At 73.5% G+C, this 19,198-nt stretch carries 20 protein-coding genes; 10 read left to right on the plus strand and 10 right to left on the minus strand.

Features of this window, described 5'->3' with window-relative positions; translation table 11 throughout:
• Positions 1-61: 61 nt before the first annotated feature.
• Positions 62-865 carry an aquaporin gene (locus CIB93_RS31225; RefSeq protein WP_257002440.1) on the plus strand — a complete coding sequence of 268 codons (804 nt, stop codon included), beginning with the start codon at positions 62-64 and terminating at the stop codon, positions 863-865.
• 82 nt (positions 866-947) lie between these two features.
• On the opposite strand, the gene CIB93_RS31230 is transcribed toward CIB93_RS31225, so the two are convergent.
• Both CIB93_RS31230 and CIB93_RS31235 read right to left on the minus strand, forming a co-directional pair.
• On the minus strand, positions 948-1,310 hold the full coding sequence (locus tag CIB93_RS31230) for a chorismate mutase (protein ID WP_096631771.1): 363 nt from the start codon (positions 1,308-1,310) through the stop codon (positions 948-950).
• A gap of 25 nt (positions 1,311-1,335) precedes the next feature.
• Positions 1,336-2,214, minus strand: a complete 879-nt coding sequence (locus CIB93_RS31235; RefSeq protein ID WP_096631773.1) for an AraC family transcriptional regulator — start codon at positions 2,212-2,214, stop codon at positions 1,336-1,338.
• Between the two features lie 145 nt (positions 2,215-2,359).
• On the opposite strand from CIB93_RS31235, the gene CIB93_RS31240 reads away from it, so the two are divergent.
• Positions 2,360-4,225, plus strand: coding sequence for a beta-galactosidase family protein (locus CIB93_RS31240; protein ID WP_096631774.1), 1,866 nt, complete (start codon positions 2,360-2,362; stop codon positions 4,223-4,225).
• A 13-nt stretch (positions 4,226-4,238) separates the two neighbouring features.
• On the opposite strand, the gene CIB93_RS31245 is transcribed toward CIB93_RS31240, so the two are convergent.
• Positions 4,239-5,018: a trypsin-like serine protease gene (locus tag CIB93_RS31245; protein WP_096631776.1), complete on the minus strand. Its 780-nt coding sequence runs from the start codon at positions 5,016-5,018 to the stop codon at positions 4,239-4,241.
• 251 nt (positions 5,019-5,269) lie between these two features.
• Here CIB93_RS31245 and CIB93_RS31250 point away from each other — a divergent pair, with 251 nt between their 5' ends.
• Together CIB93_RS31250 and CIB93_RS31255 are read left to right on the plus strand one after the other, a co-directional pair.
• A complete protein-coding gene (locus CIB93_RS31250) occupies positions 5,270-6,172 on the plus strand; it encodes a hypothetical protein (RefSeq protein ID WP_096631778.1) in 903 nt (300 codons plus the stop codon).
• Positions 6,173-6,210: 38 nt separating this feature from the next.
• On the plus strand, positions 6,211-6,963 hold the full coding sequence (locus tag CIB93_RS31255) for an ankyrin repeat domain-containing protein (protein WP_096631780.1): 753 nt from the start codon (positions 6,211-6,213) through the stop codon (positions 6,961-6,963).
• A gap of 9 nt (positions 6,964-6,972) precedes the next feature.
• On the opposite strand, the gene CIB93_RS31260 is transcribed toward CIB93_RS31255, so the two are convergent.
• Complete coding sequence (locus CIB93_RS31260) at positions 6,973-7,551, minus strand: GNAT family N-acetyltransferase (RefSeq protein WP_257002443.1); 579 nt, start codon at positions 7,549-7,551, stop codon at positions 6,973-6,975.
• Between the two features lie 289 nt (positions 7,552-7,840).
• Complete coding sequence (locus CIB93_RS31265; protein ID WP_096631781.1) at positions 7,841-8,767, minus strand: SDR family oxidoreductase; 927 nt, start codon at positions 8,765-8,767, stop codon at positions 7,841-7,843.
• Between the two features lie 96 nt (positions 8,768-8,863).
• Between CIB93_RS31265 and CIB93_RS31270 the strand changes: the two genes are divergently transcribed.
• Genes CIB93_RS31270 through CIB93_RS31285 form a run of 4 tightly spaced genes read left to right on the plus strand, consistent with a single transcriptional unit; the run spans position 8,864 to position 12,422 of the window.
• Positions 8,864-9,607: an enoyl-CoA hydratase family protein gene (locus CIB93_RS31270; protein WP_096631783.1), complete on the plus strand. Its 744-nt coding sequence runs from the start codon at positions 8,864-8,866 to the stop codon at positions 9,605-9,607.
• 3 nt (positions 9,608-9,610) lie between these two features.
• The gene (locus tag CIB93_RS31275; protein WP_096631784.1) at positions 9,611-10,504 is read left to right on the plus strand and encodes a CoA transferase subunit A; all 894 of its coding nucleotides are present in this window, start codon (positions 9,611-9,613) and stop codon (positions 10,502-10,504) included.
• The gene (locus CIB93_RS31280) at positions 10,501-11,256 is read left to right on the plus strand and encodes a CoA-transferase subunit beta (protein WP_096631786.1); all 756 of its coding nucleotides are present in this window, start codon (positions 10,501-10,503) and stop codon (positions 11,254-11,256) included. Before CIB93_RS31275 ends, CIB93_RS31280 begins: the two co-directional genes overlap by 4 nt.
• A complete protein-coding gene (locus tag CIB93_RS31285; protein ID WP_257002441.1) occupies positions 11,256-12,422 on the plus strand; it encodes a nitronate monooxygenase family protein in 1,167 nt (388 codons plus the stop codon). Before CIB93_RS31280 ends, CIB93_RS31285 begins: the two co-directional genes overlap by 1 nt.
• Before the next feature lie 93 nt (positions 12,423-12,515).
• Here the strand turns inward: CIB93_RS31285 and CIB93_RS31290 are convergent, their stop codons facing one another.
• The 5 genes from CIB93_RS31290 to CIB93_RS31310 all read right to left on the minus strand — a co-directional run bounded on the left by CIB93_RS31290 (position 12,516) and on the right by CIB93_RS31310 (position 17,382).
• On the minus strand, positions 12,516-14,156 hold the full coding sequence (locus CIB93_RS31290; RefSeq protein WP_096631787.1) for a DEAD/DEAH box helicase: 1,641 nt from the start codon (positions 14,154-14,156) through the stop codon (positions 12,516-12,518).
• A 185-nt stretch (positions 14,157-14,341) separates the two neighbouring features.
• Complete coding sequence (locus CIB93_RS31295) at positions 14,342-14,545, minus strand: cold-shock protein (protein WP_003969786.1); 204 nt, start codon at positions 14,543-14,545, stop codon at positions 14,342-14,344.
• 213 nt (positions 14,546-14,758) lie between these two features.
• Complete coding sequence (locus CIB93_RS31300) at positions 14,759-15,916, minus strand: acetyl-CoA C-acetyltransferase (protein WP_096631789.1); 1,158 nt, start codon at positions 15,914-15,916, stop codon at positions 14,759-14,761.
• Positions 15,917-15,957: 41 nt separating this feature from the next.
• On the minus strand, positions 15,958-16,569 hold the full coding sequence (locus CIB93_RS31305; RefSeq protein ID WP_179500309.1) for a TetR/AcrR family transcriptional regulator: 612 nt from the start codon (positions 16,567-16,569) through the stop codon (positions 15,958-15,960).
• 30 nt (positions 16,570-16,599) lie between these two features.
• Positions 16,600-17,382 carry an SDR family oxidoreductase gene (locus CIB93_RS31310; protein WP_096631791.1) on the minus strand — a complete coding sequence of 261 codons (783 nt, stop codon included), beginning with the start codon at positions 17,380-17,382 and terminating at the stop codon, positions 16,600-16,602.
• Positions 17,383-17,486: 104 nt separating this feature from the next.
• Here CIB93_RS31310 and CIB93_RS31315 point away from each other — a divergent pair, with 104 nt between their 5' ends.
• Entirely contained in the window at positions 17,487-18,632 is a 1,146-nt protein-coding gene (locus CIB93_RS31315; RefSeq protein ID WP_096631793.1) for an acyl-CoA dehydrogenase family protein, read from the plus strand.
• Positions 18,632-19,198: acyl-CoA dehydrogenase family protein (locus CIB93_RS31320; protein ID WP_143660108.1), on the plus strand; the 567-nt coding region annotated here is incomplete at its 3' end. The genes CIB93_RS31315 and CIB93_RS31320, both read left to right, overlap by 1 nt.

A 19,198-nucleotide genomic window follows, 5' to 3' on the forward strand; every position in this document is an offset into this window, starting at 1 on the left:
CGGTCCCGGTGTCACCGGACCCGCGCACGGTCCGATCATTCCGCCGGTTCCGCCGGTTCCTGTGGTTCAGACCGTTCCGGTTCCGGTTCCGGTTGTCGAGATCGTTCCGCCGGTTCCGCTGGTTCCGGTTGTTCCGCCGCCCTCGGACGGTCGCCCGGCGCCGCAGCCGTCGTACGATCCCGTTCTGCCGCGGGCCGTCTGCGAGTTCGCGCTGACCGCGCTGCTGCTGTTCCTCATCGTGTCGAGCGTGCGGTGGCTCGTCGGCCCGGACCCGGCGGCCCCGGTCGCCCACCCGGCCGTGCTGGGCTGCGTCGTCGGGACCGTGCTCGTCCTGCTGCTGACGTCCCCGCCCGGGCGGCGCTCGGGAGGCCATCTGAACCCGGCCGTCACGCTCGCGCTGTGGCGGCTCGGGGCCTTCCCGGGCCGTGACGTCGTCCCGTACGCCGTGGGACAGCTGGCCGGGTCGGTGCTCGGGGCGTGGCTGGGCGGGCTGGTATGGGGGCCGGCGGCGGTACTGCCGCCGGTCCGTCACTCCTCGGTGCGGGCGGATCCGGCGTGGGGCGGCGCCGCTGTCCTGGCGGCCGAGGCGGGAGTCCTCGCCGGGTTCACGCTGCTGCTCGCCGTGCTCCTCGGGTCTCCGGGCGGGCGAAGACTTCTGCCGTACGCGGTGGGTCTGGTGGTGGCCCTGGTCGTCGCGGTGCTGGGTCCGCTGAGCGGCGGATCGGCCAACCCCGCCCGGCAGTTCGGCCCGGCGCTGCTGGCCGGGGACGCCGGGCGGCTGTGGGTGTACCTGCTGGGGCCGGCCCTGGGGGCGGTGCTCGGCGCGTGGCCGGCGGGGTGGGTGGGGCTGCGGCGGTACCGGTAGCGGTCCAGGGGGGCGCCGCCCGCGGGGTGGGTTGCGGTCCGGGTGGCAGTCCGGGGGTCCGGGGGGGGCGGTCCGTCTGCGCTCAGCCGTTCGCCACCTCGCCCTTCGCCACCTCGCCGTTCTCCGCCCCGCCGTTCTCGGCCTCTTCGGCGATGCGCTCGTGGTGGCGGATCACCTCGGCGATGATGAAGTTCAGCAGCTTCTCGGCGAACGCCGGGTCCAGGTTCGCGCTCTGCGCCAGCTGCCGCAGGCGGGCGATCTGGCGGGTTTCCCGGGCGGGGTCGGCGGGCGGCAGCCGGTGGTCCGCTTTGAGGCGGCCGACCTGCTGTGTGGCCTTGAAGCGCTCGGCCAGCATGTGGACGACGGCGGCGTCGATGTTGTCGATGCTCTCGCGCAGCCGGTCCAGCTCGGTCTGTACGGACGCGTCGATCTCGCTCGTGCTCATGGTGAGCGAGCTTAGACGCCCGGGTTCACGGCCCGATCGTCGGCGGGTCGTCCGGGTCGGGCACCCGGTCGCTCCAGCCGCCCGGCACGCTGCGGCCCTGCTGTTCACGGAAACGGACGGGGGCGGCGCCGACGCGGCGGGCGAAGAGGCGGGAGAAGTAGGCGGGGTCGTCGTAGCCGACGCGGCGGGCGACGGCGGCGACGGGGAGGTCGGTGGCGGCGAGGAGCTCCTTGGCCCGGCCGAGGCGGATTCCCAGCAGGTAGTCCTTGGGGCTGCACCCGGCTCCGCGCCGTACGGCGGTACGCAGTTCGGCGGGGGTCATGCCGTGCCGGGCGGCGTGCTCGGCGACCGTGAGCGGCTGGAACGCGTCGCGGGCCAGCGCCTGGAGCACCGGGTCGCCGTCGGGCCCGATGTCGGCGCGGACGCGGCGCAGGGAGACGAGGAGTTCGTGGACGGCGGCCCCGGTCTCGACCTCCAGGAGGGGGTTGCCGCGGCGGGCGGCGCGCACGATGCGGCCGACGGCGGCGCGGGGGGCGGCGGTGTCGGAGAGGGGGACCAGGGGGCGGTCGGGCTCGATGTAGCCGAGTTCGGTGTAGGTGGCGGTGGCGGGCCCGGTGAAGTCGACGAAGCTCTCGTCCCAGCCGGTGCCGGGGTCCGCGCCGTAGTGGTGGGGGGTGCCGGGAGTGAGCCAGATGAGGCTGGGTCCGGTGACGGGGGTGCGGCGACCGTCGGGGCCCTTGAACCACCCGGTGCCGGAGTTGACGATCACGGCGACGTGGTGGTCCAGGGTGCGCGGTCCGACGGTGGGCAGCGCGCCGTGCTGGAGGCCGACGCCGAGGCAGGCGAGGCCGAGGCGGTGGTGGAGCGGGCTCGGCGTGAAGAAGCGCATCCAGGTGTGGTACATCGCGGCCTTCCTCTCCCGGGCGGTTCGCTGCGTCCAACCAGCAGCGATCTTTGTCCATGGACCCGGTGCGCGCCAGAGGTGAAGGTGGTCGGACCAATTCGCCCGGGGCCTCCCGGGGACGGGAGAGCAGGAGAGCACGAGCGCGATGACGGACTTCACCGTGGGGGACGACCACTTCAGGATCGACGGGAAGCCCGTACGGCTGCTGTCGGGCGCCCTGCACTACTTCCGGGTGCACGAGGCGCAGTGGGAGCACCGGCTCGGGATGCTGGCGGCGATGGGGCTGAACTGCGTGGAGACGTACGTCCCGTGGAATCTGCACGAGCCGCGCGAGGGCGACCTGCGGGATGTGGGGGCGCTCGGCCGGTTCCTGGACGCGGCGCGGCGGGCCGGGCTGTGGGCGATCGTGCGGCCGGGCCCGTACATCTGTGCCGAGTGGGAGAACGGCGGGCTGCCGGTGTGGGTGACGGGCCGGTTCGGGCGGCGGGTGCGGACGCGGGACGCGGCGTACCGGGCGGTGGTGGAGCGGTGGTTCCGGGTCCTGCTGCCGCAGGTGGTGGAGCGGGAGATCGGCCGCGGCGGCCCGGTGGTCCTGGTGCAGGCCGAGAACGAGTACGGAAGTTACGGCTGCGACGCGGTGTATCTGGAGTGGCTGGCGGGGCTGCTGCGGGAGTGCGGGGTGACCGTTCCGCTGTTCACCTCGGACGGGCCCGAGGACCACATGCTGACGGGCGGGTCGGTGCCCGGGCTGCTGGCGACGGCGAACTTCGGTTCCGGTGCGCGGGAGGGCTTCGCGGTGCTGCGCCGTCATCAGCCGAAGGGGCCGTTGATGTGCATGGAGTTCTGGTGCGGCTGGTTCGACCACTGGGGGGCCGAGCCCGTCGTACGGGAAGCCGTGCGGGCGGCCGACGCGCTGCGGGAGATCCTGGAGTGCGGGGCGTCGGTGAACATCTACATGGCGCACGGCGGGACGAACTTCGCGGGCTGGGCGGGGGCGAACCGGTCCGGTCCGCTTCAGGACGGGGCGTTCGAGCCGACGGTGACGTCGTACGACTACGACGCGCCCGTCGATGAGTACGGGCGGGCGACGGAGAAGTTCCGGCTGTTCCGGGAGGTCCTGGAGGGCTGCACCGAGGGCCCGTTGCCCGCGCTGCCGCCGGAGCCGGTGGGGCTCGCGGGGCCGGTGCGGGCGGAGCTGGACCGGTGGGCGCCGCTCGGGGACGTACTGGAGGCGCTGGGTGATCCGGAGTGGCCGGAGTCCGGGGTGCCGCCGACCTTCGAGGAGCTGGGCGTGGACCGGGGGCTGGTGCGCTACCGGGTGGGGGTGCCGGGGCCGCGTGTTCCGTATCCGCTGCGTGCGGTGGGGCTGCGGGACCGGGCGGTGGTGTATGTGGACGGGGTCCGGGCCGGGGTGCTGTCCGAGGAGAGCGGCACGCTGCCGGAGCCGGTGGCGGGCCCGGCGGAGGTCGAGTTGTGGGTGGAGTCGCTGGGCCGGGTCAACTACGGGCCGAGGCTGGGCGAGGCGAAGGGTGTCACGGGCGGGGTACTGCACGAGCGGCAGTATCTGCACGGGGTACGGGCCCGGGCGCTGCGGCTGGACGCCTTCGGGGACGCGGACGCGGTGGCGGCGGTCCCGTTCCGCCCGGTGGGGGCGGGCGGCGGGGCCGCTGACCTGTCCGGTGCCGGTGACGGGGCCGGTGGTGCGGGGCGGACGGGGCTGTTCCGGGGGACGTTCGTGATCGGCGACGGTATCGGGGGCATCGCGGGCGTGGATCACGCGGGGTTCGAGCTGCCGGGCTGGACGCGCGGATTCGCGTGGGTGAACGGCTTCTGCCTGGGCCGGTACTGGTCGGCGGGCCCGCAGCGAACCCTGTACGTCCCCGGGCCGGTGCTCCGCGAGGGCGTCAACGAGGTGTGGGTGCTGGAGCTGGAGGGTGCGGGCGAGCCGTGGGCCGAGCTGGGTCCGGGGGCGCCCGTGCGGACGGGCGCCCCCGGGGTGGTTCAGCCGTGATCACTCACGGGTGTCAGAGCGAGGCGGCCGCGGAGGCGATGGCGGACGCGAAGGTCGAGACCTCGGCGTAGACCCCCGGGTAGCCGGGCCGGGCGCAGCCGTAACCCCAGCTGACGATGCCGACCTGGATCCACTCACCCGCGTTGTCCTTGCGGAACATGGGGCCGCCGGAGTCGCCCTGGCAGGTGTCGACGCCACCGGTGTCGGGGTATCCGGCGCAGATCTCCTCGGCCGCGACGAGTTCGTTGCCGTAGGCGGCGCGGCAGGCGGCGTCGGAGACGAACGGGACGTTGGCCTTGAGCAGGTAGCGCTGCTGGCTGCCGCCCTCGCGGTTGGCGCCCCAGCCCGCGACGGTGAAGGTGCCCTGGTTGTAGGCGGTGGTGGTGGCGATCTTCAGGGTGGGCTGGTTGATGGGCCGGGCGAGCTTGATGAGCGCCCAGTCCTTTCCGACGCCGTTGTAGCCGGGGGCCCGGAGGACCTTGGTGGACCGGACCTTGACGGCGTTGGGCGACCGGAGGTCGACGGCGCCGCCGGTGGCGGTGATCGAGGTGTTGTTGCCCGATCGGCTCACGCAGTGGGCGGCGGTGAGGACGATGTCCTGGGCGTAGAGGGCGCCGCCGCAGCCCATGGAGAGCCGGACCATGAACGGGAACTCGCCCTGGGCGGCGCGGGTTCCGCCGACGACGGGGTTGGGGGCAGCGGATGCGGTGACGGGCTGGAGGCCGACGACCGCGATCGCGACGGTGGCGACGGCTACGGAACATCTCTTCAGCGCACGCAGGAGCTGCTTCACGGGCTGCCTACTTTCGTGGGGGGTTCGCTGTGGGAACCACGACAGGGCACGTCGACGTACTAGTCATGCACCCGTCAAGGCGATCCGATTATCAGGAAATCGCCACCACCCCCACAAGGCGCACTTTTCGGCCAGGCCGTGACGGCGGATTCCTCCCCTCCGCCGCTGCGGATTCCGGCCCCTTCCGGCGCCCCGGCCTACAGTGGAGGTCCGTTGAACGTCCGAACGTCACGGAGGATGGGGGTTTCGACGTGGCGAACGGCCCTCCGGGCGCACCGGTCGTCCGCGGCTTTCCGCACCTGGACACGGTCCGCTCCGCCATCACCGCCCTCTACCGGCGGCTCTCCCGGGACGGCGTCCACGCCTACGCCACCAGCCTCGCCCCCGCCGACGCCGCCTTCGGCGACGAGGACGATCTGCATCTGGGCGCCCAGCGGGTGGCGCGCGCCCTGGTCCAGCACCTCCGCCTGCCCGACGCCCGCATGATCGTCGGCTTCCGGACGATGGAGCACGCGGCGAGCGTCGAACTGACCGCGGGCCCCGAGTACTTCATCGAGCTCAACGACCGCTTCCGCACCCACCGCAGGGATGTCGGCGCGGCGCTCGCGCACGAGATCACCCATGTACTGCTGCACCGGCTCGGTCTGGAGTTCCCCGGCACCCGCGCCAACGAGATCCTGACCGACACGACGACGGCCTACCTCGGCGCGGGCTGGCTGCTGCTGGACGCCTTCCGGGAGGATGCCACCTCCCGCCAGAAGCTCGGCTATCTGACCCCGGAGGAGTACGGATACGTCCTGGCCAAGCGGGCGTTCGCGTTCGGCGAGGACCCCTCTCCGTGGTTCACCAGCCCGCAGGCGTACACCGCGTACACCAAGGGGCGGGAGCGGGCCCTGCACGATCTGCGCAGACCCCCGCTGGCCGCCGCGGGCTGGGCGGGCCGCCGCCGCTACGCCAAGGACCGGCGGTACGCCCAGGACCACCCCGGCGCCGGCCCGGACCCGAACGTTCCGTACGCCTTCGAGACCGGCGGCGAGGGGCTGCGCGTCTCCTTCCCCTGCCCCACCTGCCACCAGCGCATCCGGCTTCCCGTCCGGGGCCGGGTCAGCGCACGCTGCGGGCTGTGCCGTACGCGCCTGGAGTGCGACACCTGACCTCGGGCGTTGCCGCCGGCCCACCGTAGGGTCGAAGCATGACGAACAAGCCGATCAGGGACGAACCAAGCCTGTTCGACGCGCTGCACGAGGACGAGAACGCGGTCGTACGGGCGCTGCGCGCCGGTGCGCGGGCCGAGTCGAGCGACGAGGAGGGCACGACCGCGCTCTATCTGGCATCGGTCCACGATCGACCGGGGACGGTGCGCCTGCTGCTCGCGGCCGGGGCCGACCCCGACCGGGCGAGCGGACCCGGGGCGAGCGATCTGCCGCTGTGCGGGGCGGCGTGCGGCGGTCACACCGAGGTGGTGGAGGCGTTGCTGTCCGCCGGGGCCCGGCCGGACCTGCGCGAGGCGTTCGGCTTCACGGCGCTGCGCTGGGCGGTCGGCCTGGGCCACGCCCCGACGGTGGAGCTGCTGCTCTCCCGGGGCGCGGACCCGCTGCTGCCCGGCCCGCAGGGGGAGTCGATGCTCGTCCTGGCGGCGCGGCGCGGATCGGTACGGGCGGTACGGGCGCTGCTCACGCACGGCGCGGGGGCGCCGGGCCAGGAGCCCGTGGTGGCCCTCGCGCTGGCCGAGGCGCGGCGGCTGGCCGGGCTCGGTCCAGAACGGGAGTTGCTGCGGCGCCTGGAGGAGACGTACGGCACCGGGCTCGACGCGGTGGTGCGGCGTGAGCGGAGGGACGGCGAGGAGACCGTGACGGTGGAGCTGCTCCGGGACGGGGCGCCGTCGGCGGGAGCGGACCAGCACACGGGGCACGAGGAGATCGCGGCGCTGCTGGAGGAATGGTGACGGCAGCCCCTACTCCTCCCGCTGCCACGCCTCCCGGGTGAGCCCGTACTCCACCTCTCCGTGTTCCGAGCCCTCGATGGCATCCGGCCAGTCCTCGGTGTAGGAGCGGAGGAAGGCCAGCCCGGCCTTCTCCATCACCCGGCGGGACCCCGCGTTGACGGCCATGGTGTTGGCGGTCACGCGTTGTGCCCCGAGGTCGGTGAATCCCTTGCGCACCAGGGCCCGCGCGCCCTCGGTGGCGTAACCACGGCCCCAGGCGGCCCTGTTCAGCCGGTAGCCGAGTTCGACGACGGCGGGGTCGTGGTCGTCCAGCGGCCGGAGTTCGAACCAGCCGAGGAACGCGCCGGTGGTCTTCTCCTCGGCGGCCCAGAATCCGCGGGTCCCGGTGCACGGGTGGTCGTGCAGGAGCCGGGGCAGGGTGCGTATCTGGATGTCCTCGCGGCTCGTGGGGCGGCCGCCGTTGATGTAGCGCATGACCTCGGGGTCGTTGTCGAGCGCGAGCAGGTCGGGGGTGTCGGCGGCCGTGAACGGCCGCAGCACGAGCCGTTCGGTCTCCAGGAAGGCCTGGGACGCCTGGGAGCGCTGGATACGGAAGGCCAGCCCCTCCGGGCTCCGCGGCAGCGTCAGACCTTCGGAACCGGTGACGAGATCCCCGCCGTGTTCACGGGCCCGGGCGGCGACGGCGTCCGGGTCGTCCGGATCGCGGGTCTTGAGGTCCATCCAGCAGAACTCGTTCATCGGGTTGGTGCCGTGTTCCTCTCGTCGTTCCTGTGGTCGGGTGCGCTCCGCGTGTCCCTCTGCTGGATACCGGGTGCCGGAACGCCCGCGCAAGCGGGTTTCCGGTGCAAGCGGGTTTCCGGCGCACCGCACGGACCGGCTACGGAGCCCCGTACACCGGCTGCGGCTTCTCCGCGTCCGCCAGCAGCCGGCGTACCGTCTCCCCCGCCTCGGCCGGGGTCCTGCGGGCCCCCCGGTCGTCGCCGGGGCCCGGGCGCCAGCCCTCCATGACGGTGATGCGGCCCGCCTCGGACTCGAAGACGCGGCCGGTGACCCCGTCGCTCGCGGCGGAGCCGAGCCAGACGACGAGGGGCGAGACGTTCTCGGGGGCCATCGCGTCGAACCGCCCCTCCCCCGGGGCCGCCATCGTCCCGGCGAAGGTCTGCTCGGTCATCCGGGTCCGGGCGGCCGGGGCGAGGGCGTTGACGTGGACTCCGTACCGGCCCAGTTCGGCCGCCGCGACGAGGGTGAGGGCCACGATGCCCGCCTTGGCGGCCGCGTAGTTGCCCTGGCCGACGCTGCCGAGGAGCCCGGCGCCGGAGCTGGTGTTGATCACCCGGGCCGTCGGCGTCCGCCCGGCCTTGGCCTCGGCCCGCCAGTGGGCGGCGGCATGCTTCAGGGGCAGGAAGTGGCCCTTGAGGTGGACCCGCGTCACCGCGTCCCAGTCGTCCTCGTCCAGGTTGACGAGCATCCGGTCGCGCAGGAAGCCCGCGTTGTTGACCAGGGTGTCGAGCCGCCCGAAGGCTTCCAGGGCGGTGGTGACCAGGGAGGAGGCGCCCTCGGTGGTGGCGATGTCGCCGCCGTGGACGACGGCCTCGCCGCCCGCCGCCACGATCTCCTCGACGACCTCCCGGGCCGGGCCGCCGGAACCCCCGTCCCCGCCCGGCCCGACACCCAGGTCGTTGACGACGACGCGGGCCCCCTCGGCGGCGAAGGCGAGCGCGTGGGCCCGGCCGAGGCCGCGCCCGGCGCCCGTGACGGCGACGACCCGGCCCGCGCAGAGTCCGGCAGCAGTGGGTGCGGTCATCTCATCTCCCCTGGAAGTGGGACCGGTTGGCGGGCGGGGGCGTGACTGCTACCGTCCACCTAACAAATGTTTGGTGGAAAGGTAGCTGATCCTCCGATGACTGTCTCCACCGCGCACCCCGCCGACGGTGTCCGCGTCGTCACCGTCGACCGCCCGCCCGTCAACGCGCTTCCCGTACAGGGCTGGTACGACCTGGCCGACGCCGTACGGGCGGCGGGCCGCGATCCGGAGGTGCGCTGTGTCGTCCTGGCCGCCGCCGGGCGCGGCTTCAACGCGGGCGTCGACATCAAGGAGCTGCGGCGCGATCCGGGGCACAGCGCCCTGATCGGCGCCAACCGGGGCTGCGCCGAGGCGTTCGCGGCGGTGTACGCGTGCGAGGTCCCGGTCGTCGCTGCGGTACAGGGCTTCTGCCTGGGCGGCGGCATCGGGCTCGTCGGGAACGCCGACGCGATCGTGGCGAGCGAGGACGCCGTCTTCGGTCTGCCGGAGCTGGACCGGGGCGCGCTCGGCGCCGCGACGCACCTGGCCCGGCTGGTCCCGCAGCACCTGATGCGGACGCTGTACTACACCTCGCGCACGGTCACGGCCGCCGAGCTCCTCACTCACGGATCGGTCTGGCGCGTGGTGCCGGCCACGGAACTCCTCGACTCCGCACTGGAGTTGGCGGCGGAGATCGCCGCCAAGGACGGCCATCTGCTGCGCCTGGCCAAGGCCGCACTCAACGGCATCGACCCCGTCGACGTACAGCGCAGCTACCGCTTCGAGCAGGGATTCACCTTTGAAGCGAACCTCGCCGGGACCGCCGCCCGGGTCCGCGACACCTTCGGCAAGGAGGCCTGAACCATGAGCACGGTGCCCCCGGCGCGCGACAAGACCATGACGCCCGAGGAGGTCGTCGCCCGGCTCAGCAGCGGCATGACGGTCGGCATCGGCGGCTGGGGGTCGCGCCGCAAGCCGATGGCCCTGGTCCGGGCGCTGCTCCGGTCCCCGGTCACCGATCTCACGGTGATCTCCTACGGCGGCCCGGACGTCGGGCTGCTCGCCGCCGCGGGCCGGATCCGCCGGCTGGTCACGGCGTTCGTGACGCTCGACTCGATCCCGCTGGAGCCGCACTACCGGGCCGCCCGGCAGCGCGGGGCCTTCGCGCTGACGGAGATCGACGAGGCGATGTTCATGTGGGGGCTGCACGCGGCGGCGAACCGGCTGCCCTTCCTGCCGGTGCGGGCAGGCATCGGATCGGACGTCATGCGGGTCAACCCCGAGCTGCGGAAGGTGACTTCACCGTACGAGGACGGCGAGCAGTTCGTCGCGGTGCCCGCCCTGCGGATGGACGCGGCACTGGTCCATCTCAACCGGGCGGACCGCCTCGGCAACGCCCAGTACCTGGGCCCCGACCCGTACTTCGACGATCTGTTCTGCGAGGCCGCCGACACCGCGTTCGTCTCCTGCGAACGCCTCGTCGGCACAGCGGAGCTGACGGGTGACGGCGACCGCTCCCCGCAGACCCTGCTGGTGGGGCGGCACTCGGTCACAGGGGTCGTGGAGACGCCGGGCGGGGCGCACTTCACCTCGTGCGTCCCCGACCACCCGCGCGACGAGCCGTTCCAGCGGGCGTACGCGGCCGCGGCGGCGGACCCCGCCGCCTGGGCGGAGTTCAGCGCGCGCTTCCTGCCCCCGGACGGCGACGAGAAGAGCTACCGAGAAGCGGTCCGCACCTGGCACGAGGAGCAGCAGTGAACGCACCCGCACCCGTCTCCGGGAACCCCACCCGCGCCGAGCACTGCGTGATCGCCTGCGCGGAGGCCTGGCGCGGCGACGGCGAGGTGCTGGCCAGCCCGATGGGCGCGGTGCCGTCCGTCGGCGCACGGCTGGCCCGCCTCACCTTCGCCCCCGAACTGCTGCTCACGGACGGTGAGGCGACGATCGTCGGCCCGGACGGCGCGGCCGAGGGCTGGCTCCCCTACCGCAGGCACCTCACCCTGGTCACCGGCGGGCGGCGGCACGTGATGATGGGCGCGAGCCAGATCGACCGGTTCGGCAACCAGAACATCTCCTGCATCGGCGACTGGGAACGGCCCTCCCGCCAGTTGCTCGGCGTACGCGGCGCCCCCGTCAACACCCTGAACAACCCGGTGAGCTACTGGGTGCCCCGGCACTCCCGGCGGGTCTTCGTCGAACGCGTAGACATGGTCTGCGGAGTCGGCTACGACCGGGCCGCGGCGGCGGGCCCCTCGGCCACCCGTTTCCACCGCATCCCCCGGGTCGTCAGTGATCTCGGGGTCTTCGACTTCGCGACCCCCGACCGCTCGATGCGACTGGTCTCGGTCCACCCGGGCGTCACGGTGGACCAGGTCCGCGAGGCGACGGCCTTCACACTGACGGTCCCCGACGACGTCCCTCGCACCCGGTCCCCCTCCCCGGCCGAGCTCCACCTGATCCGCGAGGTCATCGACCCCTCGGGCACCCGCGACCGCGAGGTCCGGGCCTGATGCGCACCGCCCTGACCGACCTCACCGGCGTCCGCCACCCGATCGTCCAGACCGGGATGGGCTGGGTGTCGGGCCCCCGCCTGGTCACCGCGACCGGGCGCGCCGGGGCGCTCGGCATCCTGGCCTCCGCGACCATGTCACCCGAGCAACTGCGTTCCGCCGTACGGGAGGTGAGGTCCCGGACCGACGCCCCGTTCGGGGTGAACCTGCGGGCGGACGCGGGGGACGCGCGGGAGCGGGTACGGATCATCGTCGAGGAGGGCGTACGGGTGGCGTCGTTCGCGCTCGCCCCGTCGCGGGAGCTCATCGCGGAGCTGAAGGACGCGGGCGTGGTCGTCGTCCCGTCGGTGGGCGCCCGGCGGCACGCGGAGAAGGTGGCGGCCTGGGGCGCGGACGCGGTGATCGTGCAGGGCGGGGAGGGCGGCGGCCACACGGGAGAGGTCGCCACCACGGTGCTGCTGCCTCAGGTGGTCGACGCGGTGGACATCCCGGTGGTCGCGGCGGGCGGCTTCCACGACGGGCGCGGCCTGGTCGCGGCGCTGGCGTACGGGGCGGCGGGCGTGGCGATGGGGACCCGGTTCCTGCTGACCTCGGACTCGACGGTCCCGGACGCGGTGAAGGCCCGCTATCTGGCGGCCACGGTCAAGGACATCACCCTGACGAGCGCCGTGGACGGGCTCCCGCACCGGATGCTCCGTACGGAGATGGTTGCCGCGCTGGAGAGCGCGGGCCGGCTGCGCTCGCTGTCGCAGGCGGTGCGCCGGGCGTCGCACTTCCGCCGGATCTCCGGGCTGAGCCTGCCGCGCATGGTGCGGGACGGGCTGGCGATGCGGCACGGCAAGGACCTGAGCTGGAGCCAGGTGCTGCTGGCGGCGAACACGCCGATGCTGCTGCGGTCGGCCTTGGTGGACGGCCGGACGGACGCCGGCATCATGGCGTCGGGCCAGGTGGCGGCCCTGATCGAGGATCTGCCGAGCGTGGCGGAGCTGGTGGCCCGGATCATGGCGGAGGCGGACGAGGCCCTGGCGGCCCTGCTCGACCCGTACGCAGCACACCGGCATCCCCAGGACCGGGCGGCCGCCCCCGGCCCGTCCGGCGCCGAGGGCACCCCCGTCGATCCCCCGCCCGACGACCGGGGGGCCGTCGCAGGCCCGTCCGGCGCTTGAGGGCACCCGCCGTGCCCGGCGACCGGGCCGGGGCCTTCGGGGCTCCGCCCCGGCCCCCGGTCCTCAGTCGCCGGACAGGCCCGGGCCGGCGCCCTACGCGGCCCGACGCCCCCGCGAAGGCGCGCCCGAGCGGCCCGTACCCCGGGACTCCCCACCGGAACGCGCGACGCCGCCGGAACGGCCCGCGCCCCCGCCCTGGGCGCCGCCACCGGCACCACCGGAACCGGCCCCGCGCCGTCCCCGCCCCCGGCTCCCGGAGCGCACCGCGCCCCCGCCGGAGCCCGCCGGACCGCCCGAGCGGGTCCGCTGCTTCGGCGGGGTCGGCTGCGGGACCTCGATCACGATCGCGACGCCCGAAGGCTCCCTCGCTCCCGTGATCCGGGACAGCTCGGCGTCGCTGGAGGTGACCCGGGTGGTACGCGGCGCGATGCCCGCGTCCTGCATCAGCCGGGTCATCTCGCGCTTCTCCTCGGGCAGCACGAGCGTGACGACGCTGCCGGACTCCCCGGCGCGCGCCGTGCGCCCGCCGCGGTGGAGGTAGTCCTTGTGGTCGGTCGGCGGGTCCACGTTGACGACCAGGTCCAGGTCGTCGACGTGGATGCCGCGGGCGGCGACGTTCGTCGCGACGAGCGCGGTGACCTGGCCGTTCTTGAACTGGTCCAGGGTCCGGTTGCGCTGCGGCTGGGAGCGCCCGCCGTGCAGGGCGGCCGCCCGGACACCGCTGGCGAGCAGCCGCTTGGCGAAGCGGTCGGCGGCGCGCTTGGTGTCGACGAACATGATCACCCGGCCCTCACGGGCGGCGATCTTCATGGCGACGGCCTTCTTGTCGGTCTCGTCCAGGACGTGGAGCACGTGGTGCTCCATCGTGGTGACCGCACCGGCGGACGGGTCGACGGAGTGCACGACCGGGTCGGTGAGGAACATCTTGACGAGCCGGTCGATGTTCTTGTCGAGGGTCGCGGAGAACAGCATCCGCTGGCCGTCCGCCTCGACCTGCTTGAGCAGGGCGACGACCTGCGGCATGAAGCCCATGTCGGCCATCTGGTCGGCCTCGTCGAGGACGGTGATGGAGACCTCGTCCAGGCGGCAGTCGCCGCGCTCGATGAGGTCCTTGAGCCGGCCGGGGGTGGCGACGAGGACTTCGGCGCCGCGCCGCAGGGTCGCGGACTGCTTGGTGATCGACATGCCGCCGACGACGGTGGCGAGCCGCAGGTTCACGGAGGTCGCGTACGGGGTCAGCGCGTCGGTGACCTGCTGGGCCAGCTCACGCGTGGGGACGAGGACCATGGCGAGCGGGGCGCGCGGCTCGCTGCGGCGTCCGGCGGTGCGGGCCAGCAGCGCCAGGCCGAAGGCGAGGGTCTTGCCGGAGCCGGTGCGGCCGCGGCCGAGGATGTCCCGGCCGGCCAGCGAGTTCGGCAGGGTCGCGCCCTGGATCGGGAACGGCTCGGTGACGCCCTGGGCGGCGAGGGTCTTCAGCAGCGCGGCGGGCATGTCCAGGTCGGCGAAGGCGTCGACGGACGGCAGTGCGGGAGTCACCGTCTCGGGCAGGGCGAACTCGGCGGGCGGTGCGACAGCGGCCTTGCGGCGGGCCGGGGCCTTGGAGCCCTGGACCTTGGAGCGGGGTGCGCCGCCCCGGCCGTTCGACGGCGACTGGGCTGCCCCGCCCTGGCCGCGGCCTCGGCCACGGGCCGGACGGGAGCGGGGGGTGCGGTCCTGGCGTTCGGAGCTGGTCATACGGAATTGCCCTCCTGGGGGATTCCTGGGCAACTGCCGAATGGGTTTACTGCGATGTGCCGGCCCGGCCGTCCATGATGCGCCCCCAGGATGTGCGCACAGAACGGTTTGTTGCTCGGACAGCACAAACCGGGGCCCGCACCTTCACGGTGCGGGCCCCGGTCAGCGAGGTACGCGTCCGGCAATTAGGCCGGGACGATGTTCTCCGCCTGCGGGCCCTTCTGGCCCTGCGTGACGTCGAAGGAGACCTTCTGGCCCTCCTGGAGCTCACGGAAGCCCGAGGTGGCGATGTTGGAGTAGTGGGCGAAGACGTCGGCGCCGCCGCCGTCCTGCTCGATGAAGCCGAAGCCCTTTTCCGAGTTGAACCACTTCACGGTTCCAGTAGCCATGTCATTCTCCTAAAAGAGGTGCAGTGCCGGAAATCCGCACTTTACGGATTCCAAGTCGCCGCATTGAGCCCCATCCGGAGAAAGCCGGAAAACAATAAAGCGCCTGAGGAAGCATTCCCGTCAGGCGCACATAAAGTTCATGGGTACCAAAACTGCAACGGGAAACACCTTAGCACGTCCTCCCCCGCGGCGGTGGATCACACCGCAGGGTCTTCAGAGCCGTTCGACGATGGTGACGTTGGCCTGCCCGCCGCCCTCGCACATGGTCTGGAGGCCGTAGCGGCCGCCGGTGCGTTCCAGTTCGTGCAGGAGTGTCGTCATCAGTCTGGCTCCGGTGGCGCCCAGCGGGTGTCCGAGCGCGATGGCGCCGCCGTTGACGTTGACCCGCTCCGGGTCCGCGCCGGTCTCTTTCAGCCAGGCGAGCACGACCGGTGCGAAGGCCTCGTTGATCTCGACGAGGTCGATGGCGTCGATGGTGAGGCCGGTCTTCCTGAGTGCGTACGCGGTGGCGGGGATCGGGGCCGAGAGCATCCGGATCGGGTCCTCGCCCCGTACGGACAGGTGGTGGATGCGGGCGCGAGGGGTGAGGCCGTGTTCGGCCACGGCCCGCTCCGAGGCGATGAGCAGGGCGGCGGCACCGTCGGAGACCTGGGAGGAGCAGGCGGCGGTGATGGTGCCGCCCTCCACGACGGGGCGCAGTCCGGCCATTTTCTCCAGGGTGGTGTCGCGGCGCGGCCCCTCGTCCACGGTGACGTCCCCGTGGGCGACGGTCTCGCGGGCGAAGCGGCCCTCGTCGATGGCGCGGACCGCGCGCCGGTGGGAGGTGAGCGCGAACTCCTCCATGTCCCGGCGGCTGATGCCCCACTTCTCGGCGATGAGCTGGGCGCCGTGGAACTGGTTGACGGGGGCGTCGCCGTAGCGGGCGCGCCAGCCCTCGCTGCCCGCGTAGGGCCCCTGGGTGAGGCCGAGGGGCTCGGCGGCCTGGCGGGAGGCGAACGCGATGGGGATCTGGGTCATGTTCTGGGCGCCGCCCGCGACGACGAGGTCCTGGGTGCCGGAGAGGACGCCCTGGGCGGCGAAGTGGACGGCCTGCTGGGAGGAGCCGCACTGCCGGTCGATGGTGACGCCGGGGACCTCCTCGGGCAGCCCGGCGGCGAGCCATGACGTACGGGCGATGTCCCCGGCCTGCGGCCCGACGGTGTCCAGGCAGCCGAAGACGACGTCCTCCACGGCCGCCGGGTCGACGGCCGCGCGGGCGATCAGTTCCTTCAGCACATGCGCGCCGAGGTCGGCGGGGTGGACGGCCCCGAGGCCTCCCCCGCGCCGCCCGACGGGGGTGCGTACCGCTTCGACGATGTAGGCCTCGGCCATGGCTGCTGCTCCTCGATGCGCTCGGGGTTTACGGGCGGGGGTTACGTACGCGGGGCGATCCCGTCGAGCACCATCGAGAGGTACTGGCGGGCGATCTCCTCGGGGCTGTGGTGTCCGCCGGGCCGGTACCAGGAGGCCGCGACCCAGACGGTGTCGCGGACGAAGCGGTAGGTGAGGCGGATGTCGAGGTCGTCGCGGAAGACGCCTTCGGCGACACCGCGTTCCAGGGTGCCGAGCCAGGCCTTCTCGAACCTGGTCTGCGAGTCGGCGAGGTAGGCGAAGCGCGGCTGGGTGGCGAGGTGCTTGGACTCCTTCTGGTAGATCGCGACGGCGGGGCGGTGCCGGTCGATCTCCCGGAAGGACTCGGTGACCAGGGCCTCGATGGTCTCGCGGGGGCCGAGCCCGGCCGCCAGGACCGCGTCGTAGCCCTGCCAGAGCTCGTCGAGGAAGGTGGCGAGGATCTCGTCGAGCATCGACTCCTTGGAGTCGAAGTGGTAGTAGAGGCTGCCCGCGAGCATGCCCGCCTCGTCCGCGATGCGGCGCACTGTGGTGGCGTTGTATCCCTGGGCGGCGAAGACCTCGGCGGCGGTGGCGAGCAGTTCGCGGCGCCGCTCGGGCGTGGGGGTCACCTGGGGCTTCTTCTTGGTAGGCACCCGGCCATTGTCCGCCCGCCGCCGCTCTCCTCACGCATGCTGGCTGCTGACGGGGACGACCTCGCCGGTCATGTACGAGGAGTAGCCGCTGGCGAGGAAGACGATCACGTTGGCGACCTCCCACGGTTCCGCGTACCGGCCGAATGCCTCCTTCCCGGCGAGTTCGGCCAAGAGTTCGGCGGAGGTGACCTTGGCCAGGTGGGGGTGCATGGCGAGACTGGGGGCGACGGCGTTGACGCGGACCCCGTAGTCGGCGGCCTCGACGGCGGCGCAGCGGGTGAGGGCCATGACGCCCGCCTTGGCGGCGGCGTAGTGGGCCTGGCCGCGCTGGGCGCGCCAGCCGACGACGGAGGCGTTGTTGACGACGGCTCCCCCTCTCCCGGCGGCCTTGAGGGAGCGGAGGGCGGCGCGGGTGCAGCGGAAGGTGCCGTTCAGGGTGACGTCGAGGATCTTCGTCCACTGGTCGTCGGTCATCTCGGTGAGCTCGGCGGTGCCGCCGAGTCCCGCGTTGTTGACGACGACGTCGAGGCCGCCGTGGACGCGTTCGGCGTGTGCGAAGAGGGCCCTCACCTGGTCCTCGTCGGTGACGTCGCAGGCCAGGGCGGAGACGTGGTCGGTGCCGAACTCCTCGGTCAGGGCGTCCGCGCTCTCCTTCAGCCGTCGGGCGTGGGCGTCGCTGATCACCACGCGGGCGCCCTCCTCCAGGAAGCGGCGGGCGGTCGCGCCGCCGATCCCGGCTCCGGCGGCGGCGGTGACGACGGCGGTTCGGCCGGTCAGCAGTCCGTGTCCCGGCAGGTACTGCGGTGCGCTCATGGCCTCTCCCCGCGACTTCTCGACGGTGCCTGGGCCGTACGTTAACCTACCAAACACTTGTTAGGGAACGGTCGGCGGTGAGGCACGCGGAAGGCGGGCGCGTCATGGATCTGGCGCAGACAGCACGGACCGAAGCGCTGCGGGCCGAGGCCCGGGCCTGGCTGCGGGACCACGTACCCACCCGGCCGCTGCCCTCCCTGGAGACGGAGGAGGGCTTCGCCGCGCACCGGGAGTGGGAGGCGCTGCTGCACACGGGCCGGTGGTCGGCGGTCTCCTGGCCCGAGGAGTACGGGGGCCGGGGCGCGGATCTCTTCGGCTGGCTGGCGTTCGAGGAGGAGTACTGGGCGGCGGGCGCGCCCGGCCGGGTCTCGCAGAACGGCGTGAGCCTCCTCGCCCCGACGCTCCTGGCCCACGGCACGGCGGAGCAGCGGGCCCGGGTGCTGCCCCCGATGGCGGGCGGCGAGGTGGTCTGGGCGCAGGCCTGGTCGGAGCCGGAGGCCGGGTCGGACCTGGCGGCGCTGCGGTCGCGGGCGGTGCGCACGGAGGGCGGCTGGCTGCTGTCGGGGCAGAAGACCTGGTCCTCGCGGGCGGCGTTCGCGGACCGGGCGTTCGGGATCTTCCGTACGGACCCGGGGGCGGCGAGACCGCATCAGGGGCTCACGTACCTGATGTTCGGGCTGCGGGACCCCGGGGTCACCGTGCGTCCCATCGGCCGGCTCGACGGGAAGCCCGCGTTCGCCGAGATCTTCCTGGACGAGGTGTTCGTACCGGACGAGGACGTCATCGGGGAGCCGGGGCAGGGGTGGCGCATCGCCATGTCGGCCACCGGCGACGAGCGCGGCCTCACCCTGCGCTCCCCCGGCCGCTTCCTGGCCGCCGCCGACCGGCTGGCCGAGCTGTGGCGGCAGGCGGGCGACCCGGCGGACACGGCGATACGCGACCGGGTGGCGGACGCGGTGATCGGGGCACGGGCGTACCGGCTGTTCACTGCCGCCTCCGCGTCCCGGTTCGCGGCGGGGGCGGCCCTCGGCCCGGAGTCCAGCCTGAACAAGGTGTTCTGGTCGACGTACGACATCGCGCTGCACGAGACGGCGCTCGACCTGCTGGGCCCGGACGCGGAGGCGGCGGACGGGGAGTGGGCGCAGGGGTACGTCTTCGCGCTGGCGGGGCCCGTCTACGCCGGGACGAACGAGATCCAGCGCGACATCATCGCCGAGCGGCTGCTCGGCCTGCCGAAGGGACGGCGCTGATGCGTTTCCTCCTGGACGACGAGCAGCGGGAGTTCGCGCGTTCGCTGGACGCGCTGCTGACGGCGGCGGACACCCCGCCAGCCGTACGCGCGTGGGCCGCCGGGGACCACGGTCCGGGGCTGGCCCTGTGGCGGCGGCTGGCGGAGGCGGGGGTGTTCGGCCTGGCGGTCCCGGAGGCGTACGGGGGTGCGGGCCCGCTCCCCGTGGAGACGGCCGTCGCCTGCGTGGAGCTGGGGCGGCACGCGGTGGCGGGCCCGGTGGCGGAGAGCGTGGCGGCTGGGGTGCTGCTGGGCGGGGTGGGCGGCCCGGCGGCCAAGGAGTGGCTGCCGAGGATCGTGTCCGGTACGGCGGTGGTGTCGCTGGTCCTGGAGGGGTACGGGCCGTACGCGCTGGACGGGGACGCGGCGGACGCGGTGTTCACGGTGACCGGCGACGAACTGCGGCTCGCACCGGGACCGGGCGCGACGCCCCCCTCCATGGACCCGGCGCGGCGGCGCTCCCGCCCGGCGGCGGGCGGTGAGGTGCTGGCCGCCGGGGCGGGGGTGGGCGAGGCGGCGCGGGCGGCG

This window comes from Streptomyces sp. WZ.A104 (assembly GCF_002382885.1).
GTDB lineage: Bacteria > Actinomycetota > Actinomycetes > Streptomycetales > Streptomycetaceae > Streptomyces.